General features: G+C 69.7%; 22 protein-coding genes and 1 pseudogene. 10 read left to right on the forward strand and 13 right to left on the reverse strand.

Going from position 1 to position 23,031, the window contains the following annotated elements:
- The first annotated feature begins 112 nt into the window (after nucleotides 1-112).
- Nucleotides 113-1,456, forward strand: coding sequence for an MFS transporter (locus K7C20_RS01295; RefSeq protein WP_078953193.1), 1,344 nt, complete (start codon nucleotides 113-115; stop codon nucleotides 1,454-1,456).
- 22 nt (nucleotides 1,457-1,478) lie between these two features.
- On the opposite strand, the gene K7C20_RS01300 is transcribed toward K7C20_RS01295, so the two are convergent.
- Both K7C20_RS01300 and K7C20_RS01305 read right to left on the reverse strand, forming a co-directional pair.
- Nucleotides 1,479-2,873, reverse strand: a complete 1,395-nt coding sequence (locus K7C20_RS01300; RefSeq protein ID WP_053209261.1) for a tetratricopeptide repeat protein — start codon at nucleotides 2,871-2,873, stop codon at nucleotides 1,479-1,481.
- 468 nt (nucleotides 2,874-3,341) lie between these two features.
- Nucleotides 3,342-4,406, reverse strand: a complete 1,065-nt coding sequence (locus tag K7C20_RS01305; protein WP_030075008.1) for an aldo/keto reductase — start codon at nucleotides 4,404-4,406, stop codon at nucleotides 3,342-3,344.
- Nucleotides 4,407-4,538: 132 nt separating this feature from the next.
- On the opposite strand from K7C20_RS01305, the gene K7C20_RS01310 reads away from it, so the two are divergent.
- The 4 genes from K7C20_RS01310 to K7C20_RS01325 all read left to right on the forward strand — a co-directional run bounded on the left by K7C20_RS01310 (nucleotide 4,539) and on the right by K7C20_RS01325 (nucleotide 8,214).
- Nucleotides 4,539-5,357 (forward strand): helix-turn-helix transcriptional regulator, encoded by an 819-nt coding sequence (locus tag K7C20_RS01310; protein ID WP_245171177.1) that lies wholly within the window; start codon nucleotides 4,539-4,541, stop codon nucleotides 5,355-5,357.
- A 488-nt stretch (nucleotides 5,358-5,845) separates the two neighbouring features.
- Complete coding sequence (locus K7C20_RS01315) at nucleotides 5,846-7,513, forward strand: purine-cytosine permease family protein (RefSeq protein ID WP_053209262.1); 1,668 nt, start codon at nucleotides 5,846-5,848, stop codon at nucleotides 7,511-7,513.
- A 195-nt stretch (nucleotides 7,514-7,708) separates the two neighbouring features.
- The gene (locus K7C20_RS01320; RefSeq protein ID WP_053209263.1) at nucleotides 7,709-7,939 is read left to right on the forward strand and encodes a chaplin; all 231 of its coding nucleotides are present in this window, start codon (nucleotides 7,709-7,711) and stop codon (nucleotides 7,937-7,939) included.
- A 128-nt stretch (nucleotides 7,940-8,067) separates the two neighbouring features.
- The gene (locus K7C20_RS01325; RefSeq protein WP_160328716.1) at nucleotides 8,068-8,214 is read left to right on the forward strand and encodes a hypothetical protein; all 147 of its coding nucleotides are present in this window, start codon (nucleotides 8,068-8,070) and stop codon (nucleotides 8,212-8,214) included.
- A gap of 11 nt (nucleotides 8,215-8,225) precedes the next feature.
- On the opposite strand, the gene rho is transcribed toward K7C20_RS01325, so the two are convergent.
- A complete protein-coding gene (gene rho / locus K7C20_RS01330; RefSeq protein ID WP_030075006.1) occupies nucleotides 8,226-9,395 on the reverse strand; it encodes a transcription termination factor Rho in 1,170 nt (389 codons plus the stop codon).
- 357 nt (nucleotides 9,396-9,752) lie between these two features.
- Here rho and K7C20_RS01335 point away from each other — a divergent pair, with 357 nt between their 5' ends.
- Nucleotides 9,753-10,484, forward strand: coding sequence for a class I SAM-dependent methyltransferase (locus K7C20_RS01335; protein ID WP_030075005.1), 732 nt, complete (start codon nucleotides 9,753-9,755; stop codon nucleotides 10,482-10,484).
- Nucleotides 10,485-10,499: 15 nt separating this feature from the next.
- Here the strand turns inward: K7C20_RS01335 and K7C20_RS01340 are convergent, their stop codons facing one another.
- The 3 genes from K7C20_RS01340 to K7C20_RS01350 form a co-directional block, all read right to left on the reverse strand.
- Entirely contained in the window at nucleotides 10,500-11,414 is a 915-nt protein-coding gene (locus K7C20_RS01340) for an MBL fold metallo-hydrolase (protein ID WP_030075004.1), read from the reverse strand.
- A 239-nt stretch (nucleotides 11,415-11,653) separates the two neighbouring features.
- On the reverse strand, nucleotides 11,654-12,124 hold the full coding sequence (locus K7C20_RS01345; RefSeq protein WP_048828505.1) for an SRPBCC family protein: 471 nt from the start codon (nucleotides 12,122-12,124) through the stop codon (nucleotides 11,654-11,656).
- The gene (locus K7C20_RS01350) at nucleotides 12,121-12,876 is read right to left on the reverse strand and encodes an alpha/beta fold hydrolase (RefSeq protein WP_048828504.1); all 756 of its coding nucleotides are present in this window, start codon (nucleotides 12,874-12,876) and stop codon (nucleotides 12,121-12,123) included. Before K7C20_RS01350 ends, K7C20_RS01345 begins: the two co-directional genes overlap by 4 nt.
- Nucleotides 12,877-12,938: 62 nt before the next feature.
- Between K7C20_RS01350 and K7C20_RS01355 the strand changes: the two genes are divergently transcribed.
- The 4 genes from K7C20_RS01355 to K7C20_RS01370 all read left to right on the forward strand — a co-directional run bounded on the left by K7C20_RS01355 (nucleotide 12,939) and on the right by K7C20_RS01370 (nucleotide 15,876).
- Nucleotides 12,939-13,529, forward strand: coding sequence for a TetR/AcrR family transcriptional regulator (locus K7C20_RS01355; RefSeq protein ID WP_048828503.1), 591 nt, complete (start codon nucleotides 12,939-12,941; stop codon nucleotides 13,527-13,529).
- A 209-nt stretch (nucleotides 13,530-13,738) separates the two neighbouring features.
- Entirely contained in the window at nucleotides 13,739-14,413 is a 675-nt protein-coding gene (locus K7C20_RS01360) for a hypothetical protein (protein ID WP_030075000.1), read from the forward strand.
- A gap of 378 nt (nucleotides 14,414-14,791) precedes the next feature.
- Complete coding sequence (locus K7C20_RS39650) at nucleotides 14,792-14,956, forward strand: hypothetical protein (protein ID WP_245171179.1); 165 nt, start codon at nucleotides 14,792-14,794, stop codon at nucleotides 14,954-14,956.
- Nucleotides 14,957-15,066: 110 nt separating this feature from the next.
- The gene (locus K7C20_RS01370) at nucleotides 15,067-15,876 is read left to right on the forward strand and encodes an endo alpha-1,4 polygalactosaminidase (protein ID WP_078953201.1); all 810 of its coding nucleotides are present in this window, start codon (nucleotides 15,067-15,069) and stop codon (nucleotides 15,874-15,876) included.
- A 135-nt stretch (nucleotides 15,877-16,011) separates the two neighbouring features.
- Here the strand turns inward: K7C20_RS01370 and K7C20_RS01375 are convergent, their stop codons facing one another.
- The 7 genes and pseudogenes from K7C20_RS01375 to K7C20_RS01405 form a co-directional block, all read right to left on the reverse strand.
- The gene (locus K7C20_RS01375; RefSeq protein ID WP_030074998.1) at nucleotides 16,012-16,755 is read right to left on the reverse strand and encodes a class I SAM-dependent DNA methyltransferase; all 744 of its coding nucleotides are present in this window, start codon (nucleotides 16,753-16,755) and stop codon (nucleotides 16,012-16,014) included.
- Between the two features lie 156 nt (nucleotides 16,756-16,911).
- Complete coding sequence (locus tag K7C20_RS01380) at nucleotides 16,912-18,039, reverse strand: cytochrome d ubiquinol oxidase subunit II (RefSeq protein ID WP_078953197.1); 1,128 nt, start codon at nucleotides 18,037-18,039, stop codon at nucleotides 16,912-16,914.
- The gene (locus tag K7C20_RS01385) at nucleotides 18,036-19,520 is read right to left on the reverse strand and encodes a cytochrome ubiquinol oxidase subunit I (RefSeq protein WP_053209265.1); all 1,485 of its coding nucleotides are present in this window, start codon (nucleotides 19,518-19,520) and stop codon (nucleotides 18,036-18,038) included. The genes K7C20_RS01380 and K7C20_RS01385 overlap by 4 nt, the downstream gene beginning before the upstream one ends.
- A 605-nt stretch (nucleotides 19,521-20,125) precedes the next feature.
- A complete protein-coding gene (locus K7C20_RS01390; RefSeq protein WP_053209266.1) occupies nucleotides 20,126-20,467 on the reverse strand; it encodes a hypothetical protein in 342 nt (113 codons plus the stop codon).
- Nucleotides 20,468-20,689: 222 nt separating this feature from the next.
- Nucleotides 20,690-20,935 carry a non-oxidative hydroxyarylic acid decarboxylases subunit D gene (locus K7C20_RS01395; RefSeq protein ID WP_030074996.1) on the reverse strand — a complete coding sequence of 82 codons (246 nt, stop codon included), beginning with the start codon at nucleotides 20,933-20,935 and terminating at the stop codon, nucleotides 20,690-20,692.
- Between the two features lie 40 nt (nucleotides 20,936-20,975).
- Nucleotides 20,976-21,455 (reverse strand): annotated as a pseudogene (locus K7C20_RS01400) (UbiX family flavin prenyltransferase); the annotation flags it as partial.
- 249 nt (nucleotides 21,456-21,704) lie between these two features.
- Entirely contained in the window at nucleotides 21,705-22,964 is a 1,260-nt protein-coding gene (locus K7C20_RS01405; RefSeq protein ID WP_030074995.1) for a LuxR C-terminal-related transcriptional regulator, read from the reverse strand.
- Between the last annotated feature and the right edge of the window lie 67 nt (nucleotides 22,965-23,031).

A 23,031-nucleotide genomic window follows, 5' to 3' on the forward strand; every position in this document is an offset into this window, starting at 1 on the left:
CTTCGCACAAAATGCGAGAAGACTTTGCGCGGACTCACCGCCGGCCGACGTCTGTGCGGATGCGTCCCTCCCCCTTGCTCACCCGGTTCAAGATCAGCCCTTTGGAGAGTCCATGCGCAGCTCCGCTCACCCCCGACCGGCGCGCACACCGGTCACCGGTCCCCCGCCGACCGGCCGCTCGCGCTCCGCCCGTCTGGGCATACCTCCGGCTCTGACCTGGGGCTTCGTGGGAGTCCTGCTGTTCATGACCGGCGACGGCGTGGAGACCGGCTTCTTCTCGAAGTATCTGGCCGACCATGGTCTGGCCAAGGCTGACGCGGCGGTGATCATCGCGGTCTACGGCATCACGGTCGCCGTCGGCGCCTGGCTCTCGGGAGCCCTCTCGGACCTGTGGGGGCCGCGGCGGGTCATGACGGCGGGCTTCGCCATCTGGCTCGTCTTCCAAGTGCTCATGCTGACCGTGGCACTGCCGGCCATGAACTATTGGCTGCTGCTGCTCCTCTATGGACTGCGCGGGTTCGGGTACCCCTTGTTCGCCTACGGGTTCCTGGTGTGGGTCACCGCGGCGACGCCGCCGCATCGGCTGGGTACGGCGGTCGGCTGGTACTGGTTCGCCTTCACCGGCGGCCTGCCCACCCTCGGCTCGCTGGTCGCCGGCACCACGATCCCGCTGGTCGGCTCCTACGACACCCTCTGGATCGCCCTCGGCCTGGTGGCACTCGGCGGCCTGCTCGCCCTGCTGCTGGTGCGCGAGCCCACCGGCCGGACCGGACTCGCTCCGGACGGCGGGCGTGCGCTGGCCACGCTGGCGGGCAGCATCTCGATCATGCGGCGGCGCCCGCGGGTGGCGGTCGGCGCCGCGGTGCGCGTCTTCAGCACCGGTTCGCAGTTCGGTTTCCTGGTCTGTCTGCCGTTCTTCTTCACCGAGACGGTCGGCTTCAGCACCTCGGCCTGGCTGCGTCTGCTCAGCGTGATGTTCGCCGCGAACATCTTCGCCAACCTGTTCTTCGGCGCCGTCGGCGACCGCCTCGGATGGCAGCGCACGATGACCTGGTTCGGTGCCGTGGCCTGCGCCGTGACCTGTCTGGCGCTCTACTACGTACCGGTCGTGGCGGGCCCGCACTTCGGCGCGGCGGCGGCGGCCGCCGCGCTCTACGGCATCGCCCTCGCCGGCTACGTACCGATCTCGGCCCTGGTCCCCGCGCTGGCGCCACGGCACAAGGGGCAGGCCATGTCCGCCCTCAACCTGGGCGCCGGAGCGAGCACCTTCGCGGGCCCGGCCATCGTCGCCATTGCCCTGGGCCCGGTCGGCGTCGAGGGCATCGTGTGGGTCTTCGCCGCCCTGCACCTCGCCACCGCCGTCGCCATCCGCTTCCTCGAACCCGACCCGGAGTTCACCTCGCCCGGCGCCTCACCGGCCGTCGATCACGCGGACCTTCCCGCCGGGCGCCACTGAAAGGACCGCTCACCAGGACCACTCACACCGACGCCTGTGCGGCGGCGCGTTCGCGGGCCGCCGCGGCGCGGGCCGGGTCGCCGTGCCGTTCCTCGAGCCGGGACATGGCCGACCAGTTGTACGGGCAGACCGGGCGCAGCTGGATACGCTCGCTGAGCAGCGTCCGCGCCAGGTCGGCGCGGTCCGCGCGGATGGCCGCTTCCACGAGCGTCCGCTGGATCGCGTCCCGCTGGGCGTGACTGCCGCCGAAGCTGTGCAGGCGGTGGCGGACCGGCAGCAGCAGATCGACGGCCCGGCCGTAGTCCTGCTGTCCGTAGGCGATCAGTGCGCGGCATACGGGCAGCCCGATCTCTGCCGTCATTCCGTGGTTGGACACGCCGGGCTCCGCCGCCACCCAGCCTTCCCGGTCCCGGACCAGGCGCTGTGCCTGGGCGACGCGACCTGCCCCGACATAGGCCATGACCGCATGTGCGTCGTTGAAGGCGTAGTGCGGGCCGTCCTGGCGGCTCTCCCAGGCGTCGGCGAGCCTGGCCCACCGTGCGCTCTGTTCGTCCTCTGCCAGATACAGCCGCCACAACAGGGCCGCGGCGTCCAGCAGTTCCATCGCCACCCCCGCCGAACCCTCGTGATGAAGCGCGGAGTCATAGATCTCCAGCACCCCGGCGACGTCTCCCAGCTCCAGTGTGTAGAGGGCGTAGTGCCACCAGTTGTGCACGGTGAGCAGGCTGCCGTGGGCCCAGTCGTCCGTACGGGCGTCGAGAAAGCGGATCCCGTCCGTGAAGCGTCCCCGCATCTCGTAGGTGTGCACCACGCCGTGGATGCCCCATACGTCGCCGGGATGCTGCCCAAGGGCCGCCAGGCCGACCTCCTCCGCCCGTTCGTAATGGCCCGACTCCTCCAGGCCGAACGCATACATGCCGAGCAGTGGACCGTGGTGCGGGTCGTCCTCGTCCCAGGCGTGCAGTGCTCCGCCGACGCGGTCCCGGAGGCGCTGGGCGTCCCCGGTGAGGAAGTCGTGCTGATGCCCTGCGAAGAGCGCCAGCGCATCGCGCGGAAAGGCGATGGTGAGGTCACCGAGGATGCGGCCGGCGCCATGGAGGTCGCCGTCCAGCCATGCCGTTGCGGCGGAGAGATGCATACGTTCCCGGGGTGTCAGCCCGTCGGCGTCCAGGGCGGAACGGAAGCAGACGAAGTGCTCCCGGGCCTCGGCCGCATCCTTCTCCTCCGTTCCCAGCACCCCCAGATAAGCGACCAGCGTCTGGCCCATCACCGACCGCGGCGAGGCCGCCAGTACGGACTGTGCGGTCTCTGCGACCTGGGGCCGGAAGAACAGCAGGTCGTCCAGAGCCTGTTCGTAGTGGGTAAGGGCCTCGGCGCCGGTTCCGCTCATCAGGTGACCGTGGCGGTCCGCTGTCATGGGTGACTCCTGCCGCGTGCGTAGGGGGTTCGGAGACCGTCCCGCATCCGGGAACCGGGCGCGCAGCCGGTGTTCGCGCCTTCGGTCCCCGATGCCGGGCCGACACCTGCCGTCGGCAGCTCCATGTCTACCCGCTCTGTGGCAAAAGCCGCGACGGCCTGCGGCCGTGCGCGGAAGCCTGGAGGCAGAGCTGATGCCCGGCATTTCTGACACGTTTCCGAGATCGCAGCAAAGGGGTGCCACTCGATCGAGTGGCACCCCTTTGCTGTCTCTCGCGCGGCAGGCGACCGGCGCGATCCTCGTCGAGGCCGAGGCCGAGGCTGTCGGCGGCAGCGACGGTGCGTGAAAGACAGTCACATCACCGCGTCGGTCTGCAGCGGACCTGCGGTGCCCCGCAGTTCACCGACGCGGACCGCCTCCTCGTCGGCGAGGTGGACGGTAGTGCTGCCCTCGGCTCTCGATCAGGTCTCAGCGGCGGGTTTCGACCTTCAGGTCGCCGTGGGTCACCGCGCGCATCCTGTCGCCGGCGAGCATGCCGTGCGGGAAGCCGAGCTCGATCACGCCGGCCGCGTCGAGGCGGGCCAGTTGGGAGGCCGTGAAGTCCACCTCCAGGGCGCCCAGATTGTCCTCCAGCTGTGCGAGAGTGCGGGCGCCGATGAGCGATGCCGTCACACCCGGTTTCTGCAGGGTCCAGGCCAGCCCGACCTGGGCGGTGGTGCGGCCCAGCTCCGTGGCGACCTCCTTCACGACATCGGCGATGTCCAAGTTGCGTTCGGTGAGCCCGCCGTTGGCGATGTTGAAATTCCTACGGGTGCCGTCGTCGACCGCGGCGTTCGTCGCGGTCAGGTCGTCGCGGCTGTACTTGCCGGTGAGCACCCCGCCGGCCAGGGGCGAGTACGGCACCACGCCCAACCCCACCTCGCGTGCCATGGGGATCAGGTCACGTTCGCCGGTACGCTCGATCAGGTTGTATTCGATCTGCAGCGCGACCAGCGGCGACCAGCCGCGCAGGTCGGCGATCGCCTGCATGCGTGACACCTGCCAGGCCGGAACGTTGGACATCGCCACGTACAAGACCTTCCCCTGCCGGACCAGATCGTCCATGCCGCGCAGGATCTCCTCGACCGGCGTCGTGAAATCCCACACGTGCAGGTAGAGCAGATCGATGTAGTCCGTATTCAGCTGTCGCAGACTGGCGTCCACCGAGGCGAACAGGCTCTTGCGGTGCGGGCCCCCGGAATTCGGATCGCCGGGCCGGCGCAGCGTCGCGTATTTCGTTGCCAGCACCAGGCTTTCGCGGTTGTCGCGGGTGAATTCGCCCAGCAGGCACTCGGATCTGCCATGGGTGTAGGTGCTGGCGGTGTCGATGAAGTTGCCGCCGCGCTCGACGTAGAGGTCGAACAGCTTGCGCGCCTCGTCCCGCTCGGCGCCCCAGCCCCAATCGGTGCCGAAGGTCGCCGCGCCCAGGGCCAGCGGTGAGACACGCAGCCCGGAGCGGCCCAGCAGCCGGTAGGTGTCGAGGGTGAGCGACATCGTGTCCTCCTGTGCTTGTGATCTGTTGTCGAAAACAACTCTGGGACCGCCGCCTGCCGGGGATAAGGGAGAGAAGTTCCTGGGAATGCCAGTCCTACCCTGGCTGTTGGATCGCACATGATGCCCCGCACCGTGGACACGACACAGGAGTTGGCCGCGTTCCTGCGGGCCCGGCGCGAACGCCTGGATCCCCACGATTTCGGTCTGCCGTCGCGTCGGCAGGCCCGGCGGACGCCGGGATTGCGCCGCGAAGAGGTCGCCGAACTGGCCGGGGTCAGCATCGACTACATCGTGCGGCTGGAACAGGGCCGCGGGCTGCGGCCGTCAGCGAACGTGGTGGAGGCGCTGGCCCGGGCGCTGCGCCTGGCCCCCGACGAGCGTGCCTACCTCTTCAACCTGGCCCAGCAGCGCCCCCGCACCGCCGACAAGCCCGCCACCACTGCTGCGCCGCCGCTGGCCGGGCTGGTCGCCGACCTGGCGCCGCTGCCGGCCATGCTGATGAACCACCGCTACGACATCCTGGCCTGGAACCGCGAAATGGCGAGGCTGCTCCTGGATTTCGACACCCTGCCGTCGTCGCAGCGCAATGCGATGTGGCTGTGCCTGATGCATCCGGAGATGCGTGAGTTCTATGCCGACCGCGAACGCGTCGTGCGGGAGGGGATCGCCCACCTGCGCGCTGCGTGGGCCGCGCATCCGGAGGATCAGGCGTTGACCGACCTCATCACCGAATGCACCACTCGTGACGAGGAATTCGCGCGATGGTGGGCCGAGCGGGACATCAAGGTCAACGGCCGCGGGCGCAAGGTGATGCGGCATCCTGACGTCGGTGTGATCGCAGTGCATTTCGAAGTGCTGATGCCACTTCAAGATCCGGACCAGCGGTTGGTGATCTACCGCGCGGCGGACGATGAGAGCCGGTCGGCATTGGACCGGTTGTGCGCACGGTGAGGTCGAACCGTCCCTTCTCGAAGGGCCCGAACTGACCCGTCGCAGCGGCCGGAGTTCGAGGAGATCCGGGAGACCGCTCGCCGGCAGGTCGCCGCCCGGCTGTCACGACTCCAGAAGCGGGCGTGAGGAAATGCCACCCGTCCTGAGACACGAGCCGCCCGGCGGATGAGACAGCCCGAGCACCCGCTGGGCAGTGCAACGCCCCGTGCTACGAGCCGCGAGGCCCCACCCTTCCGCCCCCACTCCCGGACCACCGTGGAAACGTCCGCTTCATCTGGGAAGACGTTGCGGGAAACACAGGCTCCCTAATGTCCCGCCATGGACACAGGACCCGATCGGGTGGTCCGGCACCACACCGTACGAGCCCGGTCCCCCTCGTGCGCATCACCGCACTCCCGCTTGCCCCCCGCCCGCGCGCGTGACTCGGCCGCCCCTGCCGTGGGCGCGGACGGGCGTCGCATTCCCACTGCCCCCTCAGGAGGTCCGGCATGAGCGTCGAGCCACAACTGACAGCCCCCGCCAGCAGCCATCGGCCCCCGCCCACCGAGGCACCCGTCGGCAAAGCCACCGACGAGACCCTGGAGGACTACACCCTCCGGTTCGCCCCGCGCAGCTACCGCCGTTGGACACCGATGGTCGTGGCGACCACCGCACTGGGCGGCATTGCGTACATGGCCGACTTCTCGATCGGTGCGGGCATCGGCCTCACGCACGGCACGGGGAACGCACTGGCCGCGATCCTCCTCGCCGCGGTGGTCATCTTCGTCACCGGCTTCCCCCTCGCCTACTACGCGGCGCGCTACAACATCGACCTGGACCTGATCACCCGGGGTTCGGGCTTCGGCTACTACGGCTCGGTACTGACCAGCGTCATCTTCGCCAGCTTCACCTTCATCTTCTTCGCCCTCGAAGGCTCGATCATGGCGCAGGGCCTGAAGCTGGGCTTCGGGCTGCCCCTGTGGCTGGGCTATGTGATGTCGACCTGCATGGTGATCCCCCTGGTCATCTACGGGATGAAGGCGCTGAGCAAGCTTCAGGTCTGGACGACCCCGATCTGGCTGCTGCTGATGGTGGGACCGCTGCTCTACCTGGTCGCCACCGACCCCGGCACGGTGCACACCTTCCTCACGTACAAAGGCTCCCAGGGCGACGGGGGGATCAACGCCGCCTCGGTGCTGCTCGGCGCGGGCGTGTGTCTGTCGCTGATCGCGCAGATCGGCGAACAGGTCGACTATCTGCGCTTCATGCCTCCCAGGACCGCGCAGAACCGGCGCGCCTGGTGGACGGCCGTGGTGATGGCGGGCCCCGGATGGGTCGTACTCGGCGCACTCAAGCAGGCCATCGGTGTCTTCCTGGCCGTCTACATCCTCGCCGAGGCGGGCGCGGCCTCGGCCACCGAGCCCATCCAGCAGTTCACCGGCGCCTTCACGGCCATGATGCCGTCCTGGCTGGTCATCCCGCTGGCCGTGGTGCTGGTCGTGATCAGCCAGATCAAGATCAACGTCACCAATGCCTACTCCGGTTCGCTGGCGTGGACGAACTCCTTCACCCGGGTCACCAAGCGCTATCCGGGCCGGATGGTGTTCGTGCTCGCCAATCTGGCGTTCGCACTGACGCTGATGGAGGCGGACATGTTCAGCTTCCTCAACAGCATCCTGGGGTTCTATTCCAATTGCGCCATCGCCTGGATCGTCACGGTCGCCACCGACATCATCGTCAACAAGTACCTGCTCAAAATCTCCCCGCAGGCCCCCGAGTTCCGCCGCGGGATGCTCTACGCGGTCAACCCGGTGGGAGTGGTCGCCTTCACCGCCGCTTCCGGCCTGTCGATCGCCATGTACTTCCACGCCCTGGGTGACGCTCTCCAGCCGTACTCGCCTGTCGCGGCAGCTCTCCTCGCCTTCGTCCTCACCCCGTTGATGGCCGTCCTGACCAAGGGCCGGTTCTATCTGCGGCGCACCTCCGACGGGATCGACGCTCCGCTGCTGGATCCGGACGGCAACCCCAGTGCGGCCCTGTACGAGTGCCATGTCTGCCGACAGGAGTTCGAGCGCCCGGACCTCGCCGCCTGCCACCGTCATGCCGCGGTGGTCTGCTCCCTGTGCCTGAGCACCGACAGGACCGGTGCTCACGTCCTGCCGGCGGCGCCTGCTTGATACAGCGGCCACGGCAGTCAACACCGACAGCCATATCACCTAAAAGTCTGCTCTTCGCGTCCGCTGTCTCTGGAGTGGGAGCCGGTGGGGAACGACAGCCTTGTACGGGCGGCTCACAGCCGTGGCGCAACGCGCCCTAGGGGGTGTCGCAGCGCCATGTGCCGTAGTTCTTCCACCAGTTAAGGAGACTGACCGATGGCTCACCGGATCAAGACTGCCCTCGCGACTGCGGGCGCCTGCGCCGTCGTCCTCGGCGGGGCAGGTATGGCCACCGCCGACAGCGGCGCCCAGTCGGCCGCCGTCAACTCACCCGGCATCGTGTCCGGCAACGTCATCCAGGCTCCCATCCATATTCCGGTCCATGTCTGCGGCAACACCATCAGCGTCATCGGACTGCTCAACCCCGCCTTCGGCGACCCCTGCTGAGCGACTGACGCCCTCTCGGCGCATGGTGGTTCGGGCGGCCGGCGTCTCCCGACGTCCGCCGCCCGATGCGGCCCCCGGGTGCAATCCCGGGGGCCGCTTTCACGCCGGAAAACGCCGTGCGCGGCGTCGTGGGCCGGTATAGCGTCAGCGCTGATGCCCGGGTCGAACACTGCTGGTTCGAGGTCGTCCTTCTCGGCCGGCCGGGCGTGGGGCCGCACGCCGGGCATATGGAGGCCATCCGGGAGCTTCTCGACGGCCAGAAGGGCTACTACTGACGGGGCGCAGTTCAGCCGCCCGGGGCGGTGAGCTGCACCTGCCGCAGAAACGTCGCGTTGTCGGGCGTGCGCCGGACCTTGTCGAGCAGAGACTCCAGACCCGTCTGCCCGTCCCCGGTCCGGAGGGCGCGGCGCAGTCGGCGCGTGGCGGTCAACTCGGCTTCCGGAAGCAATAGTTCCTCGCGGCGGGTGCCCGAGGCGGTGACATTGACCGCCGGATAGAGCCGCTTGCCGGCGAGTGCGCGGTCCAGGCGGAGTTCCATATTGCCGGTGCTCTTCAATTCCTCGAAGAAGTAATCGTCGGCCCGGGAACCGGTCTCCACCAGCGCCGTGGCGAGGATGGTCAGCGACCCGCCCTCTTCCGCGAGACGTGCCGCGCCGAAGAGCCGCTTGGGGCCGAGGAGCGCGGCGGCGTCCACACCTCCGCTCAGCGTCCGGCCGCCCGACGTGGCGGCGTTGTTGTGCGCCCGGCACAGACGGGTGAGGGAGTCGAGGAGCAGCACGACGTCCTGGCCCTGCTCGACGAGTCGTTTGGCGCGTTCCACTGCCAGTTCGGCGAGGGCGATGTGCTCTTTCGCCGGCCGGTCGAAGGTCGAGGCGAGCACCTCTCCGCGCACCGAACGGCGCATGTCGGTGACTTCCTCCGGTCGTTCGTCGATCAGCACGACCATCAAGTGGGATGCGGGGTGGTTCTCGGCGACGGCGGCGGCGAGTTGTTGCAGCAGTACCGTCTTTCCGGTCTTCGGCGGGGCCACGATCAGCCCCCGTTGTCCCTTGCCGATCGGTGCGACCAGATCGACGATGCGCGGTGTCAGGCCGCCGTTCGGCCTTTCGAGGCGCATACGGTGCCGCGGGTGCAGCGGCGTGAGATCACGGAAATGCGGCCGCCCGCGCAAGGCGTCCGGCCGGCGTCCATTGACCGATTCGAGCTGCGCGAGCGAGCGCGGCCGGCTGCACGTCCCTACGACGAAATCGCCTTTGCGCAGGCCCGCTCCACGGATCAGCGCTGCGGGCACCCGGACGTCGACGGGCGAGGCAAGGCAGCCCGCCCTGCGAAGAAACCCGCATTCCTGCCGGTCGTTCGCGATATCCAGGACGCCGGCCGCCGAGACGGCGGATTGCGCCGAGGCTGCCGCAGCAGGCCGTTCAAGGGGGACGGCAGCAGAACGGGAAACGTTCATGGTGGACGTGCCGATGTGGGTATCAGTCGTCATGGTGTCCTCTCGGGACCTTCCTACAGGGGCCGTTGTGGGAGGGGAATCCGGCAGCAAAGGGCGGTGAGATCACGCCCCGCAGGCGGGCAGAAGGCCCGCGGCCGGAAAGGAAAAGTGGAGCCGCATCGCTGAACTGCGGGTGTGGAACTGTCCGTGCTGGATCGCCGGTCGAGAAAAGACGGGCGCGACAGTGATGCGCAAACAATGCAAGGGAAGTTAAGCACCGGCGCCGAAATTGCGGCAAGCACAAATGCGTTCCGTTTGCACGGTACCACACGGCGCGGCCGATGCGGCATGGTGCGGACCGGTTCTATGCTGAGGGCAATGTTCGCACCTCAGGGTCCCACCGTCCGTGAACTCGCCGTGCAGGCGCTGTCCTCCGTCGAGCGCGGCTATGACCTGCTCGCGCCGAAATTCGACCACACGCCGTTCCGGACCCCGGAAGCGGTGCTGACGCCCGTGGCACAAGCACTGCGGAGGCTCGGGCCGTTCGACAGCGGCCTCGACCTGTGCTGCGGGACCGGGGCGGGCATGGACGTACTGGGGCAGGTCTGCCGGGAGCGGGTCACCGGAATCGATCTCAGCGCGGGCATGCTGGCCGAGGGCCGCGCCGGTGAGCGGGTGACCGCGGGCGCGCCGCGTACCGAGTGGGTGCGTGCGGACGCGCGGGCGCTGCCCTTCGGGCCGGTCTTCGACCTCGCGGTGAGCTTCGGTGCGTTCGGGCATTTTCTGCCCCGGGAGCGGCCGGGGCTGTTCGCGCAGGTGCACTCCGTTCTGCGGCCCGGTGGCCGGTTCGTCTTCCCGATCGGGGCTCCGCCGCGGCCGGGGTCGCCCGGCTACTGGACGTTGCTGGCTTTCGACGCGGCGATGCGGGTCCGCAATGCACTGTGGCGGCCGAGCTTCGTCATGTACTACCGGACGTTCCGGCTCGCCGACGTGCGTGCGGAGCTGATGCGTACGGGCTTCGATGTGCAGCTGTACGCCCTGCCGGAGCTCGGCCGGCGCCCCGACGGCAGCCCGCGGTGCCGTCTGGTGGTGGCCACGCGGGCTGCCTGAGGAGGGGGCGCGCCGTCACCACCGCACTTCGGTGAAGTCGACGGGCTGCGGCCGGAGTTCGCGGGTACGCGCCGTCAGCTGTCCGAGGCGGCGCGTCATCTCCCCTGCGGGGAGCTGCTTGCGGTCACCATGGCCGGGCAGCACCCACTCGAAGCGCAGCCGAGGGGTGGTGCGTGCCAGGGAGGCGGCCAGTTCCACGATCGAGTACCAGGTGACGGAGGCGGCTACCTCCAGATCTCCTGTGGTGCGTGACCAGTAGAAACTGTCGCCGCTGAAGCAGTAGCGCGTATCGGCGAGGTAGAGCACGCTGCCGCGCGTATGGCCGGGGAGCGGATACGCGGTGACGCCCTCGCCGATCTCGACCGGGTCGGTGCCCCGCATGATGCGGTCCGCGTCCGGAGCGGCGTCGAGATCGCCCTCGTGGATCCACAGCCGGGCCCCGAACCGGTCGGCGTAGCGGCGGCCGTGTGCCGCGTGGTCCCGGTGCGTGAGCAGGACGTCGGTGACCGGGCCCAGCGCCTCGTAGCGGTCGGCCAGACCGCTGCTCCACCGGGGCGTATCGATCATCATCAGGTGTCCGGCGGGCCGGCGCAGCAGGTAGGAGTTCGCACCGGCCGTGTGGCGGGAGTTGTGGCCGCAGAGCTGGACGGTGTCGTCCAGCGCGAGGGGAAAGGGGTCGAGGTCGGGGGTGAGGCGCCGGGCGGGGTGCCGGATCGACCGGGTGTGGCAGGCGAACGCGGCGGCATACAACTGCCGGTTCTGCGCCTCGTTTTCCGGCTGCCGGAACACTTCCGCGCGTCCGTTCCTCTCGCGGATCACCTCAGGTGCGAGCTGCCTGGCGACATCACAGTTGGTGCAGCGCGCGTCGACGTGCCAGCCTCCGCCGGTCTCCTCCTCCGGTACCCCCGCGGGTAACAGCTTCTCGGTCATGACAGGTCCGTCCCTTCTGGTCCGGATGGGCAGGTGAATGAGTGGTCAGCGCACGCCGACAACAGAAGTACCCCGCCGTGGACCGGAAGCGGAAGAGGGGGCGGATCTTGTGCTTTGCGCCGGGAACGTCTCTGCCGGGCAGCCGGCGGACGCAGAGAAATGGGCGTTTTGTGGAGGTATGCCGTGTCTGCTGACCGGATGCTGTGAGCGGCAAGGCAGAGCTCCGGTCCCGCGACGTTTCAGACGGCCGTGCTGCACGCGGCGCGCAGCCGGCGAAGGGTCACCCGCATGCCGACGCGATTGCGGGCGGCGCGGCGGGCGGCCGGGGTTCCGGTGAAGACCAGTCCCAGCAGTTCGGCGATCCGGCGACGCCATCCGCGGCGCCGGAGGTCGATCCAGTATTCGGTGACCAGCGTGCCGTGCTCCGTCGGGATCAGGCGATAGCCCCAGCGCGCGACCGGCAGGCCGAACGTGATGTTGTCGAAGGCGAACTCCCTGCCGGGGTCGGCGATGACGATCCGGCAGGTGGCGAACCAGATCCAGCAGGCTTTCCGGTTGACTCCCACGAAGCGGTCGCCGCGGGGCCACACCCCGATGACCTCGGGGCTCCAGTCCTTCATCCGCCGGATGTCCGCGAGGGCCGCGTAGACGGCTTGCGGAGGGAGGGGGACCTCCAGGGATTCCTCCACGCTCCATACCCGGGCGGTCACTGCGCGGTCTCCGGCGCCCACGAGCCGCGCATCCCGGCCGTGACGACCGTGGCGGCATCGAGAACATGACGGGTGAGGTCCGGCGTATCAGTGAGGCTGGTGATGTGTCCGCAGCCCGGCCGGATGATGAGGCGCCCGTCGCGGCAGGCGTTGAGGAAGAGGCGTTCGTCGCGGCGGAAGTGGTCGCGCTCGCCGTTCACCAGCCAGACCGGACCCGGATACGCGGAGAGCGATGCCCGCGGATCCATCTCACGAACCGCCTTGACGACGCTCGGTGCGACCTCGCTGCTCAGTCCGCCGGAGACCATGGCGTGCGCCTGGGGGCGGGGCAGGGCACGGCGGAACGCGAAGGCGCTGAGCCGATCGGCCTGTCGAGGATGTCCGGCCGCGAGCCGCGCCGCCCCCCGGTAGACGGCACCGAACAGCCCGCGCGGGACCGCCGTACAGCCCATGGCGACCATGCCGAGGACGCGGTCCGGATGGGCACCGGCGGTGGCAAGGGCGACATAGCCGCCCAGGGACAGCCCCACCAGCAGTGCGCGGCCGCCGAGTTCGTCCACGGCTGCGGTCACCGCCGCCACGGCGCCGGGGATGCTGAACGGCTCGCCTCTCCGGCTCCCGTGGCCGGGCAGGTCGGGCGCCGCCACGGGATGGCGCTTTCCGATCGTGTGGATCACGGGTCGCCACATCGCACCGCTCACACGCGTGCCGTGCACGAAAACGATGGGCAGACCGGCTTCATTGGGCTCCATGCCCGGCACGCTACAGCAAACACAACGCAACGTTGCGTTGTTTTTGGTGCTAATCTCGCCCCATGAGTGAGAAGCGGAGCGAGGCGCGGCAGGGCGGCGGCCCACGGAAGGCGCAGGAAATCTTCGACGCCACACTGGATCTGCTCGCGGAAAAGGGTTACGAGGGGCTGACCATCGAGGGGGTCGCCCAGCGATCCGGCGTCAACAAGACCACGATCTACCGCTGGTGGCCGTCCAAGGGAGCCCTCCTGGGCGCCGCACTCATCGGCGCGCGCCAACTGGAGCTCACGGCCCCCGACACCGGCAGCCTCGAAGGGGACCTGGAGGCCCTGCTGCGCACGATCGTGACCCTGCTCACCACGCGACCGGCCTCCGATATCACCGTCTCCGTACTGGGAGCCGTCACCCACAGCCCGGAACTCGCCGCACACGTGAAGGACTTCCTCGCCGACCGGATCGCCCGCGAGCAGCCCGTGTTCGACCGGGCCGTCGCACGCGGCGAGATCGCGGCGGACACCGACCGCATGCTGCTGGTGGACCTGCTGGCCGGGGCCGCGTGGGTGCGTGTCGCGCTGCGCCAGCTCCCCCTCGAGAAGGACTTTGCGGCGCGGGCCGTACACACCGTCCTCAACGGGGCGCGCGCCGCCGGGTAACGCCCGGCGACCGGCTCTCCAGGAGCTACGGCGGGACCTGATGCTGCCTCCGTTTCGGGCCCTTGTAAAGGGTCTGTTTCACTATCAACTACAACTTTACTAATTCTTGGTGTAGTTGTCACAGATTTCACACCAGTCTCAAACGCAACAGCGACGAATGCCACACGGACTCGTCGCTTTCACAAGGCTGGGCGAGAGGCAACAGCACGATGACGAAAAGCAGAACGATCCGCCACGGAAGCCGGCTGCTGGCGCTGTCCACGGCGTCACTGGGCCTGGTCGCGGCGATGGCCATGCCGGCTGCCGCGGACGACCAACCCACGCGGGACCAGCTCATAGCCGACTGCGCTTCCGGTGAAGGGAAGTGCAGCTTCAACGAGCCGAAGCTCGGCGAGGCATATCTCGGGGACTTCCGCCAGGTCTCCAACTCTCTCTACAACTGCAGTACGTCGGACGCCACGCAGTCGATGGGCTGGGCGGACACCGTGGGCTCCACGGACTCCGCGGGCGTCTCCGTCACGGCCGGCGGCAACATCGCCGGTCTCATCGACCTGAGTGTCACGGCGACGTACAGCCACACCTGGTCGAGTTCGCACACCGAGAACAGCTCGCTGAACATGACGGTCAAGCCCGGCGAGGTGGGCTGGATCTCCCGTGCGCAGGTCATGCAGACCGTCTCCGGGACCTGGCAGACGCACTACGACAGCCCGAAGTGGGGGCACTACTTCTGGTTCGTGCCGGACACGGTCACCGGCCCCGCGCCCAACGGAACCGACGGCAAGAGCAATGCGGTGACCGTCAAGACGCGCGAGATGACCGCGGCGGAGAAGAGCTCCTGCTCGGCCGACGCGAAGAAGGGCCAGGCGTTCGTGGTCAAGCACTGAGCTGACCACGGCGGAGCCGAACGGCCGCATCGGGGGGCTGCCTCGCGCACTCGGGCACGGGGCAGACCATTGCGGCTGTCGGCGAACGTGCCTCCCGGCTCCTACGGGCCGGGAGGCACACTCGTCTCAGCACCTCCCCGGCGCCGCTCCGGCGTTCCTCTCTCCTCCCCTGCGCCGGGCCCCGGGCCGATGACCGAAGGGACCCCGCCGCCGGCTGCGGCCAGCCCCGTCCGCCCCGTCAGGCCGGCTCCGCGTTGCTCAGTGGGACACCGGCCGCGAAGCGGCGCACCAGCTCGACCACCTTCGCCCCGAACAGGTCCGTGGTCGCGGGTACGGGCCCAGGGCTGGGCGGCGGTCGACGCGGAGAACGAGATCGGTGTGCGCTCCCTCGCGGTCGCCGTGCCGGGCAGCGAGACCCCCGGCCGCCCGCCCCTGGCCGTATCCCTGGGCGCGACGGTCATCCTCACCTCCCGGGACGAACTGATCACCCATCTGAACACGCTGCACACCTGCGCCCAGGGCATCGCCGCCCGTCTGGTGTGAGCGAAGCGTTCCCGAGGGCGCCCTCGCCGGCACCTCCGGGCGCCGACCGCGCATAGGCTCCGCTCGTGCACTCCTTACGTCCCCTCGCCGTCGGCGCCTTCGTCCTGGTCATGGCGCTCAGCACGGCTTGCTCCGCCGCTCGCCCCGGACAGTCCGCCGGCTCCGGGACGCCGGCGCCGCCCGGCGGGTCGGCAGCCCCGACCGCGGTACGGCCGCCGGCCGCGAACGCCGTCTTCGACTACCAGCTCGGCGGCGCCTATCCACCGCCCGCCGGGGTTCGGGCCGTCTCCCGCGACCGCACGGCCGAGCCCGCCCCCGGTCTCTACAACGTCTGCTACGTCAACGCCTTCCAGGCACAGCCCGACGCCGACATCTGGGAGGACCGCCACCCCGAACTCCTGTTGCGGGATGAGCAGGGAGAGCCCGTCATCGACGAGGACTGGGACGAGCCCCTGCTCGACATCTCCACCGGCGCCAAACGCCAGGCCCTCATGGACATCGTCGGTCCCTGGATCGACGGCTGCGCCAAGGCCGGTTACGACGCGGTCGAACCCGACAACCTCGATTCCTACGAGCGTTCCGACGGCAGGCTCACCTCCCGGCACGCCGCGGCCTTCGCCCAGCTCCTGACCCGCCGCGCCCACCAGCGGCATCTGGCCGTCGCCCAGAAGAACACCACCGACCTGCTGCCACAGCGCCATCGCATCGGCTTCGACTTCGCCGTGGTCGAGGAGTGCGCCCGCTACAAGGAGTGCACCGACTTCGGGGACGCCTACGCCGACAGGGTCTTCGTCATCGAATACCGGAAGAAGGACTTCACCGCCGCCTGCCGCGCCTGGGGGAAAACCCTCTCCCTCTCCCTGCGCGATCGCGATGTCCGCCCCGTCGGAGCCTCGGGCCATGTCTCTGAGCGCTGCTGACAACAAGGCGTTTTGTGCGGATCAGCTGTCGTCGGCCCGGGAGTGCCGTTGCCTGATGCGCCGTCGGGTGGGGGGTGAGCGGGTCGTCGTGGGTCTCACCCGGTGTCTGTGACGCAGCGCTGTTACCCAGTGCTGTTACCCAGTGCTGGCTGCGCGTTCGTAGACGCTGATGTGGCGCCAACTTGCGGCGGTGTACGGCTCGCCGTTCCACCCGCCCCACCGTTCGCGCAGCCGGAGGCCGGCGATGCGGGCCATGAGGTCGAACTCGGGCGGGTGGGCGAGGCGCAGCCTGATGGGAGAGAGTCTGATGCCCCCGCTGCTGATGCGGATGTGGTTCAGGTCGAGGACCTGGGTCAGTGGGTCGTACCGGCCGGCGTCGAGGTCGACGTGATCGAGGCCGACCTGCTCGGTGTCGAGGTACTGATGACCGGGGCGTGAGGGCGCGGTGGGGATGCGGCATTCGACGACGAACACACCGTCGTCGGTGAGATGGCCGGCGGCGTTCTGGAAGCATCGGACCTGGTCTTCCTGGCTGAGCAGGTTGCCGATCGTGTTGAAGACCAGGTAGGCCAGCCCGTAGGTGCGGCCGGTGGTGACGCGGGACATGTCGCCCATGGTCACGTCGACTTGCTCGCCACCTGGTTTCTCGCGCATCCGGTCGACCATGTCCGGCGACAGCTCGATCCCGTCCACCCGTACGCCCGCCTGCATCAGGGGGAGCGCGATGCGGCCGGTGCCCACGGCGAGTTCCAGGGCGTTCTGCTGACCGGCAAGCCTTGCCAGGAACGTGACGGTCTCGGCCTCGTCGCCGCGGGGCTCGTCGTCGTACCGCTGGGACACCTCATATCCGAAGCTCGTTTTGGGATCGAATCCCTCCACGTCACGCTCCTCTCATGATCAGCCGAATCGCTCGGCCGAGCCTGACGGAAGCTCGGGGGCCGGGCCGGACCCTACCGCCGAAGTTGCGTGCACCACCACGCATTTAGTGAGCCGTCCGATGCGGCAAAAAATGCTCGGTCCGCCACGCACTGCGCGTCAGCGAGGGTCCCTCGGCCCGTCAGGGCCCGGATCGGTCGTGCCGCCGTGCACCGGGTCCTTCCGGTCGGTACGGCCACGGCCGGGCGGGTCATCGCGGCCCGGCTCGGTCCGGTGCAGGTCGTCGTCGGAGAGTGGTTCCAGTTGGCCGTGGGTGTCCAGCCAGTACAGGAAGGCCACGGCCGGGCAGACGACCACGGCGGCCACGAGGGAGACCAGGCCGACCCAGCGCAGGCTGCTGGGAGGGCCGGCGCCCTCGGCCACGGTCAGGGATGTGGGGATGAGATAGGGGCGTTGGGCGGCACCCCAGGCGAGGACCGCCGCGGCGACGACACCGACTGCGGTGAGCCGGGACCAGGCTCCGGACCGGCGCAGCAGGAGCAACCCCGTGGCGAGGGAGCAGGCTCCCGCCAGGACGACGAGGCCGAGGCCGACGCCGTGGGTGAGACCGTGCCAGACGTGGGGGGCGTCGCTCCGGGTGACGGACAGCATGATCCCCGCCAGTACGGCGAGTGCGACGAGGCTGCCCAGTGCCCGCCGCCGGAAGTAGCCGACCAGGTCGGGTGCGTCGAAGCGGGTGGCGTCGGCGGCCAGGAACACGGCGCCGAGGAAGGCCGTCGAGACGATCGCGATCAGCCCGAAGAGGATGGAGGTCGGGTTGGCCCAGGCATGAGCCGACGCCTCCGTGCCCGGTACCGCCCGGCCCGAGGCGATTCCGCCGACGGCCGCGCCGAGGAAGAACGGGGTGAGCAGCGAGGAGAGGGCGAAAACGGCGCCGTAGAGGCGTCGCCCCGCGATACGGCGGACGGGCTTGCGCAGTGCGAAACCGGCGCCGCGCAGGACCAGGCCGATGGCGGCCAGGGCCAGCGGCACCCACATCGCGGAGAACACGGTCTGGAAGAGGATCGGGAACCCGGTCCACATGATGACGAAGATGAAGACCAGCCAGACGTTGTTGACCTCCCATACGGGGGCCATGGCATGGTCGATCAGCCATCTGGGGCGCTTGCCGCGCTCGGCGCCCCCGGCGGTCAGGTCCCAGAATCCGGCTCCGTAGTCGGTGCCGCCGGCACAGGCATAGGCGGCCACGGCGAGCAGCAGTGCCACGGCGATCACAGCGGCGATCATGGCCGGCCGTCCTCGGCCGGTGCCGCTCCCGTATCGCCGGACGACCGGGGGTCGCCGGCCGGCACCGGCGAGCGCGGCCCGTAGGGCGTGCCGGTCTCCGGTCCCTCGTGCCGCTCCCCCGCCGCCGGTCGCGCGTCGGCGAGCCGCCAGCCGGTACGCATCTTGAGCAGCACGGCGAGCAGCGAGCCGAAGATGAACACATACACCACGATCACCAGGCCGAGCATGATCCACAGGCTGGTGGACCGGGTCGCCGTCACCGCCTCGGCGATCCGCATGTGCCGGTAGACGATCCAGGGTTGGCGTCCGACCTCGGCGGTGACCCACCCGCATTCGACAGCGACGACGGAGGCGACACCCGCGCACGCCGCGCCGCGGAAGAACCACGGTGACCGGGGCAGCCGACGGCGCCGCAGCCGGCACCAGCCGTACCAGAGGGCGAGAAGGAGCAGCAGTGAGCCGAGCACGACCATGAGGTCGAAGGCCCAGTGGGTGATGGTGGCCTGGGCGGCCGTCGGCCGGTCGCTCGCCGGGACGGAGGTCAGCCCGGTCACCCTGGTATCGGCGGTGAACCCGGCCAGGTACGAGTCGAGTTGGGGGATCTTGATGCCGCCGGAGATGCTGCCGTCGGGGCGCAGACGGCCGAAAATGTACTCCGGTACGCGGGTGTCGGTCCGCCAGACCATCTCCGTCGCGGCGAACTTCACCGGTTGCTTGTGAAAGACCGACCGGGCGATGGAGTCACCGAGCAGCATCTGCACCGGGGTGAACACCGCGGCGAGGGTGAAGGGAACGGTGAAGCCGAGCCGGTGGTAGCGGTCGCGGCGGCCACGCAGCCAGCCGACGGCGTAGACCCCTGCAACGGTGTATCCCGCGGTGACCAGCATCGCCACGACGAAGTGCCAGTACTGGGGGCCGAACATCGGGGTGAAGATCGCCGACCAGATGTGGACGTCCACGGGCTTGCCCTCGGCATCGAGCGTGAATCCTTGGGGCGTGTTCATCCACGAGTTGGCCGCCAGAATCCCGAACGCACCGAGCAGGGCGGCGGCCGGCAGCGGCAGGCCGAGCAGGAAGTGGGTACCGGGCTTCAGCCTCCGCCAGCCGTAGAGATAGATGGCGATGAGCACCGCTTCGAGGAAGAAGGCCCATGCCTCGACCCCGAATCCGATCCCGAAGACGCCGCCCCAGGTGCCCATCAGTCCCGGCCAGAGCAGGCCGAACTCGAAGGACAGCACGGTGCCGGTGACGACGCCGACCGCGAACTGCACCGCCATGACCGCCGACCAGCGTCGGGCGAGGAGCAGCGCCACGGGGTCGTGGTGACGGAGGCCGCGGTAGTGCATCACCAGGGTGATCAGCGGCAGCGCCACGCCGAACGGCACCAGGATGATGTGGGACGCCAAGGTGAAAGCCATCAGCTGCCTGGCCGGGAGCAGTTGGGCCGGGGCGTCCGCCAGCAGGGTGACCGTGGTGTGCATGCCTACGTGCCTTTGCTGCTCGGGACGTTCAGGAGAGGGCCGCCTCGGTGGCGCCGACGGGCGGGCCACGCCGTCGGCCCGGTCCGCCGGGCCGGGCCTCCCGTACCTGACGCCGGCTTCCCCTCTCGTGCTGCGCCGACGGTGGGGTTCACGATGGCCTGCCTCCTCGGTGCTCGGCCCCGTCCTGCGGACAGCGCCGGGCCCGGTGCTGCGGGACAGCGCGGATTCGCACCCGGCTCGTCACGGAACCACCGGCGGGGCGCGGGCAGCACGCACCACGGGCCCGCATTGAGCCGTTGGGCCGATGAGCTTCGCCCGGTCGGCCCAACCGGCCCGGTCGGCCCAACCGGCCCAACCGGCCCAACCGGCCCAACCGGCCCAGCCGCGAGTCAACGGTGCCTCAGGAAGGGCAGGGGCTTCGGCAGTCCCGAACTGCCGGCCCCCTGCCCCAGGAGACCAGGACTCGTCGCCGCCCTCCTCCGTCCGTCCCCGTCCTCGGACCGTCGCCGTCCTCGGACCGTCGCCCCCCTCGTCCCCTCGTCGCCCTCCTCGTCCCCTCGTTGTCGTCCTCGTTCCCTCGTTGTCGTCCTCAGGCCGTCGCCGCGCTACGCCGTCTCATGACTGGCGTTGCCGTTGATCTTCTCTATCGCCTGACGAGCCTGCTCCTGAGGAGAACGGGACGGCAGGGGCGACACCGTGGTGGAGGCCATGGCGGGCTGCTGCGCCCGCTCCTGTGTCACCGTCTTGGCGTGGGTGGCCGGCGGGCGGATGCGCAGCCGCTGACTGGCGGCCTCATCAAGGGTCACCGGGCGCTTCCAACGGGCAGCCAGCCGGGCGGCGTCCTGACCGAGCGCGGCAACGTCCTCCCACTGCAAACGAACCACCAGAGAAACTTCGGCGTCTCCGTCCGGCAGGGCCTGGAGCTGCGGGATACCAGGGTCAGTCATGGTGCCCTCCTCACATCGTGGACCGGTGCCCCACGGGGCACGGATATGGAGAGATACGGAGCGGCACCCGCGACCGTTCACATCCCGCCACGAGCAAAGATGTTCCGTGGATTCCACCCCTTGCCCACGGGGACCGCTCCCAGCCGCGCCACACCCGCGGCACCCCCGCATACGGCCTCGACCGTCAGGAGGTCGAGCAACTCCCCGATGCGGGACCGCTCTTCATCCGGCAGGCCGCAGGGGCGGGACGTTGGGCACTTCCGGGGCGTTCTCGATGGCGTCGAGGGTCAGCCGGAAGCTCTCCGGGTAGGCGTCGCGCCGGGTGCGACGGTCGGGCTCGCTGGTGCGCCAGCAGTAGAGGCACCGCGTGCACTGCAACACGTCCCACGCGCCGGGGACGGGTGAGGTGAAGAGCTGCTCGACGGTGGCGTGTGCGCAGCGCGGGCAGCAGGTGGCGGCGTCGGTCATGTCGTGCCGTGTTCCCTTCGTGAAGTGGGAGGAAAGGTGGGTCCACCGACTGCGGGTGGTGGTAGAAGGCAGGCATGGGCGGAACCATCTGCACGCCCTTGCGCGCGAGAGCGAGCATGTTCTCCAGATGGATCTCGCTCAGCGGTGTCTCACGCGGTACGAGTACGAGCAGGCGGCGCTCCTTCAGCACCACGTCCGCCGCCCGCCCCAACAGGCCGTCGGCGTAACCGGACCGGATACCGCCAGGGTCTTCATCGAGCACGGCGCAATCACCATGCCGTCCGTCCGGAAGGAGCCCGACGAGAGGGTCGCGCCCTGGTCGTCGGGGCGGTGGGTGACATCGGCGAGGGCACTCACCTCGGCGACGGACGACGGAGCGGCTGGTCTCCAGCTCGATCGTGGTCCGAGCCCAGCAGGCTATATCGACGACCGGGTCCTCCCGGAGGCCAAGCGCCTGCTGGAGCCACACCGGTCTCACGGCCACCGCGATCGGCGACCGGCTCGGCTTCCCGGATGCCATGGTCTTCACCAAGTTCTTCCGGCAGCGAGCCGGCGAGACCCCGGCCACCTTCCGCCACCGCGCGCGCGGGGGAACCTGCCGTGACCCGGCATCGGTGTCCGGCGTCCGGCCCGTGGGGCGCCGCGGACACCTGCACTGTCATCTGCGCCGGGGCGGCCGGGCAGCCGGGCAGGGTCAGGCAGCCGGGCAGAGCCGGGCAGCCGGGCAGCCGGGCAGCCGGGCAGCCGGGCAGTAAGGCAACGAAGTCGGCTAAGCCACGGTGTGGAAGAGCGCCGCCGCCTCGCCCCGCGACTCGACGCCCAGTTTGGTGAGGATCTTTGCGACATGGAACTTCACCGTGGACTCGCTGATGTGCAGCTCCTGCGCGATCGCCCGGTTGCGGTGCCCCAGCGCCAGCCGGGTCAGCACCTGTAGTTCCCGCTCGCCCAGCGCAATGAGGGGGTCGGGGGCCGGGTCCTGGGAGATCCGCAGCGGGATGGTCGCCGACACGGTGGTCCCCCACCCCGGTACGGCGTCGACGTCCAGCCGCCCGTTCAACACGTCGAGCCGTTCGCTGACCCCTCCGTGCGCCAGGACGCCGTGGGTGAGCGTGCCGGGCCCGTCGTCCCGTACTGTCGCGCGCAGTTCGTCGTCGGTGATCTGCCAGCCGACGTGGACGCGGCTCACCGCCTCCTGTTCCAGCACCTTCAGCAACAGCGTACGGCCGATGGCCCGCGCGGTGTGCGCCACGTCGGCGGCGACGGTCCGTGTGGAGTCCGGAGCACCCAACTCCAGCCGTACGGGGCTGTACCGCACGAGCGGCCGCAGCACATCGGCCAGCCGGGCGAAGGCCTGTGCGGCCGGTTCCTCGGCGATCTCCTGGTCCCGTTCCGCCTCCGCACGCAGCTCCACCAGGGCCGTGACCGCAAGGTCCGTGGCGGTGGCGCGGGCCGCCGCATCGTCGAGGGTGCGGCTTCGCAGGACGGCCAGCAGGCCGGTGAGCCCGGCCGAGTAGGCCTCGCCCAGCTCCGCGATCACCTGGGCCCGGGTCCCGGCGGCGGTCCGCGAGCGGGCCAGCGCACCGGGCACGGCCTCCGCCGCCAACCGGTCGACGTGGCTGGTGACCACGTCCCACAGCGCCTGCACAAGGGCGCCGGCGCGCTCGTCGACGGGGTTGGCGTCCGCGTCCCGTACCAGCAACAGGACCGCGCCCCGGAGGGTGGCATGGCTCGTCACGGCCAGCACACACCGCTCGGCGCCGGCGAGCGTGAGGATGCCCTGCCACGGGCGGCCCGGAGTGCCCGAGGCGAGCAGCGGCGCCAGGTCGGCGGTGGACAGCCGGCCGGTGAGCTCCGCGGCGCCGTACGTCTTGAAGGGTGAGTGCGCACAGTGCGTGGACAGTTCCGCGGCTGCCCGGTGCGGCACCAGTTCGGCCAGGACGGCGGAGAGCCGGGGCAGGATCTCGCCCAGTGGCTGGCGGATCACCTCGTATGCGGCGGTCAGGGCGGGCACGGAACCGGTCAACTCCATGTGCCTCAGCGTAACCAGGGGCGCCAGGGCAGGCGCTGGCCTTTCGACCAGGTCGGACTGTCCCGAT

Origin of the sequence: Streptomyces decoyicus (genome assembly GCF_019880305.1) — a bacterium.
In the GTDB taxonomy this organism is placed as follows: Bacteria; Actinomycetota; Actinomycetes; order Streptomycetales; family Streptomycetaceae; genus Streptomyces; species Streptomyces decoyicus.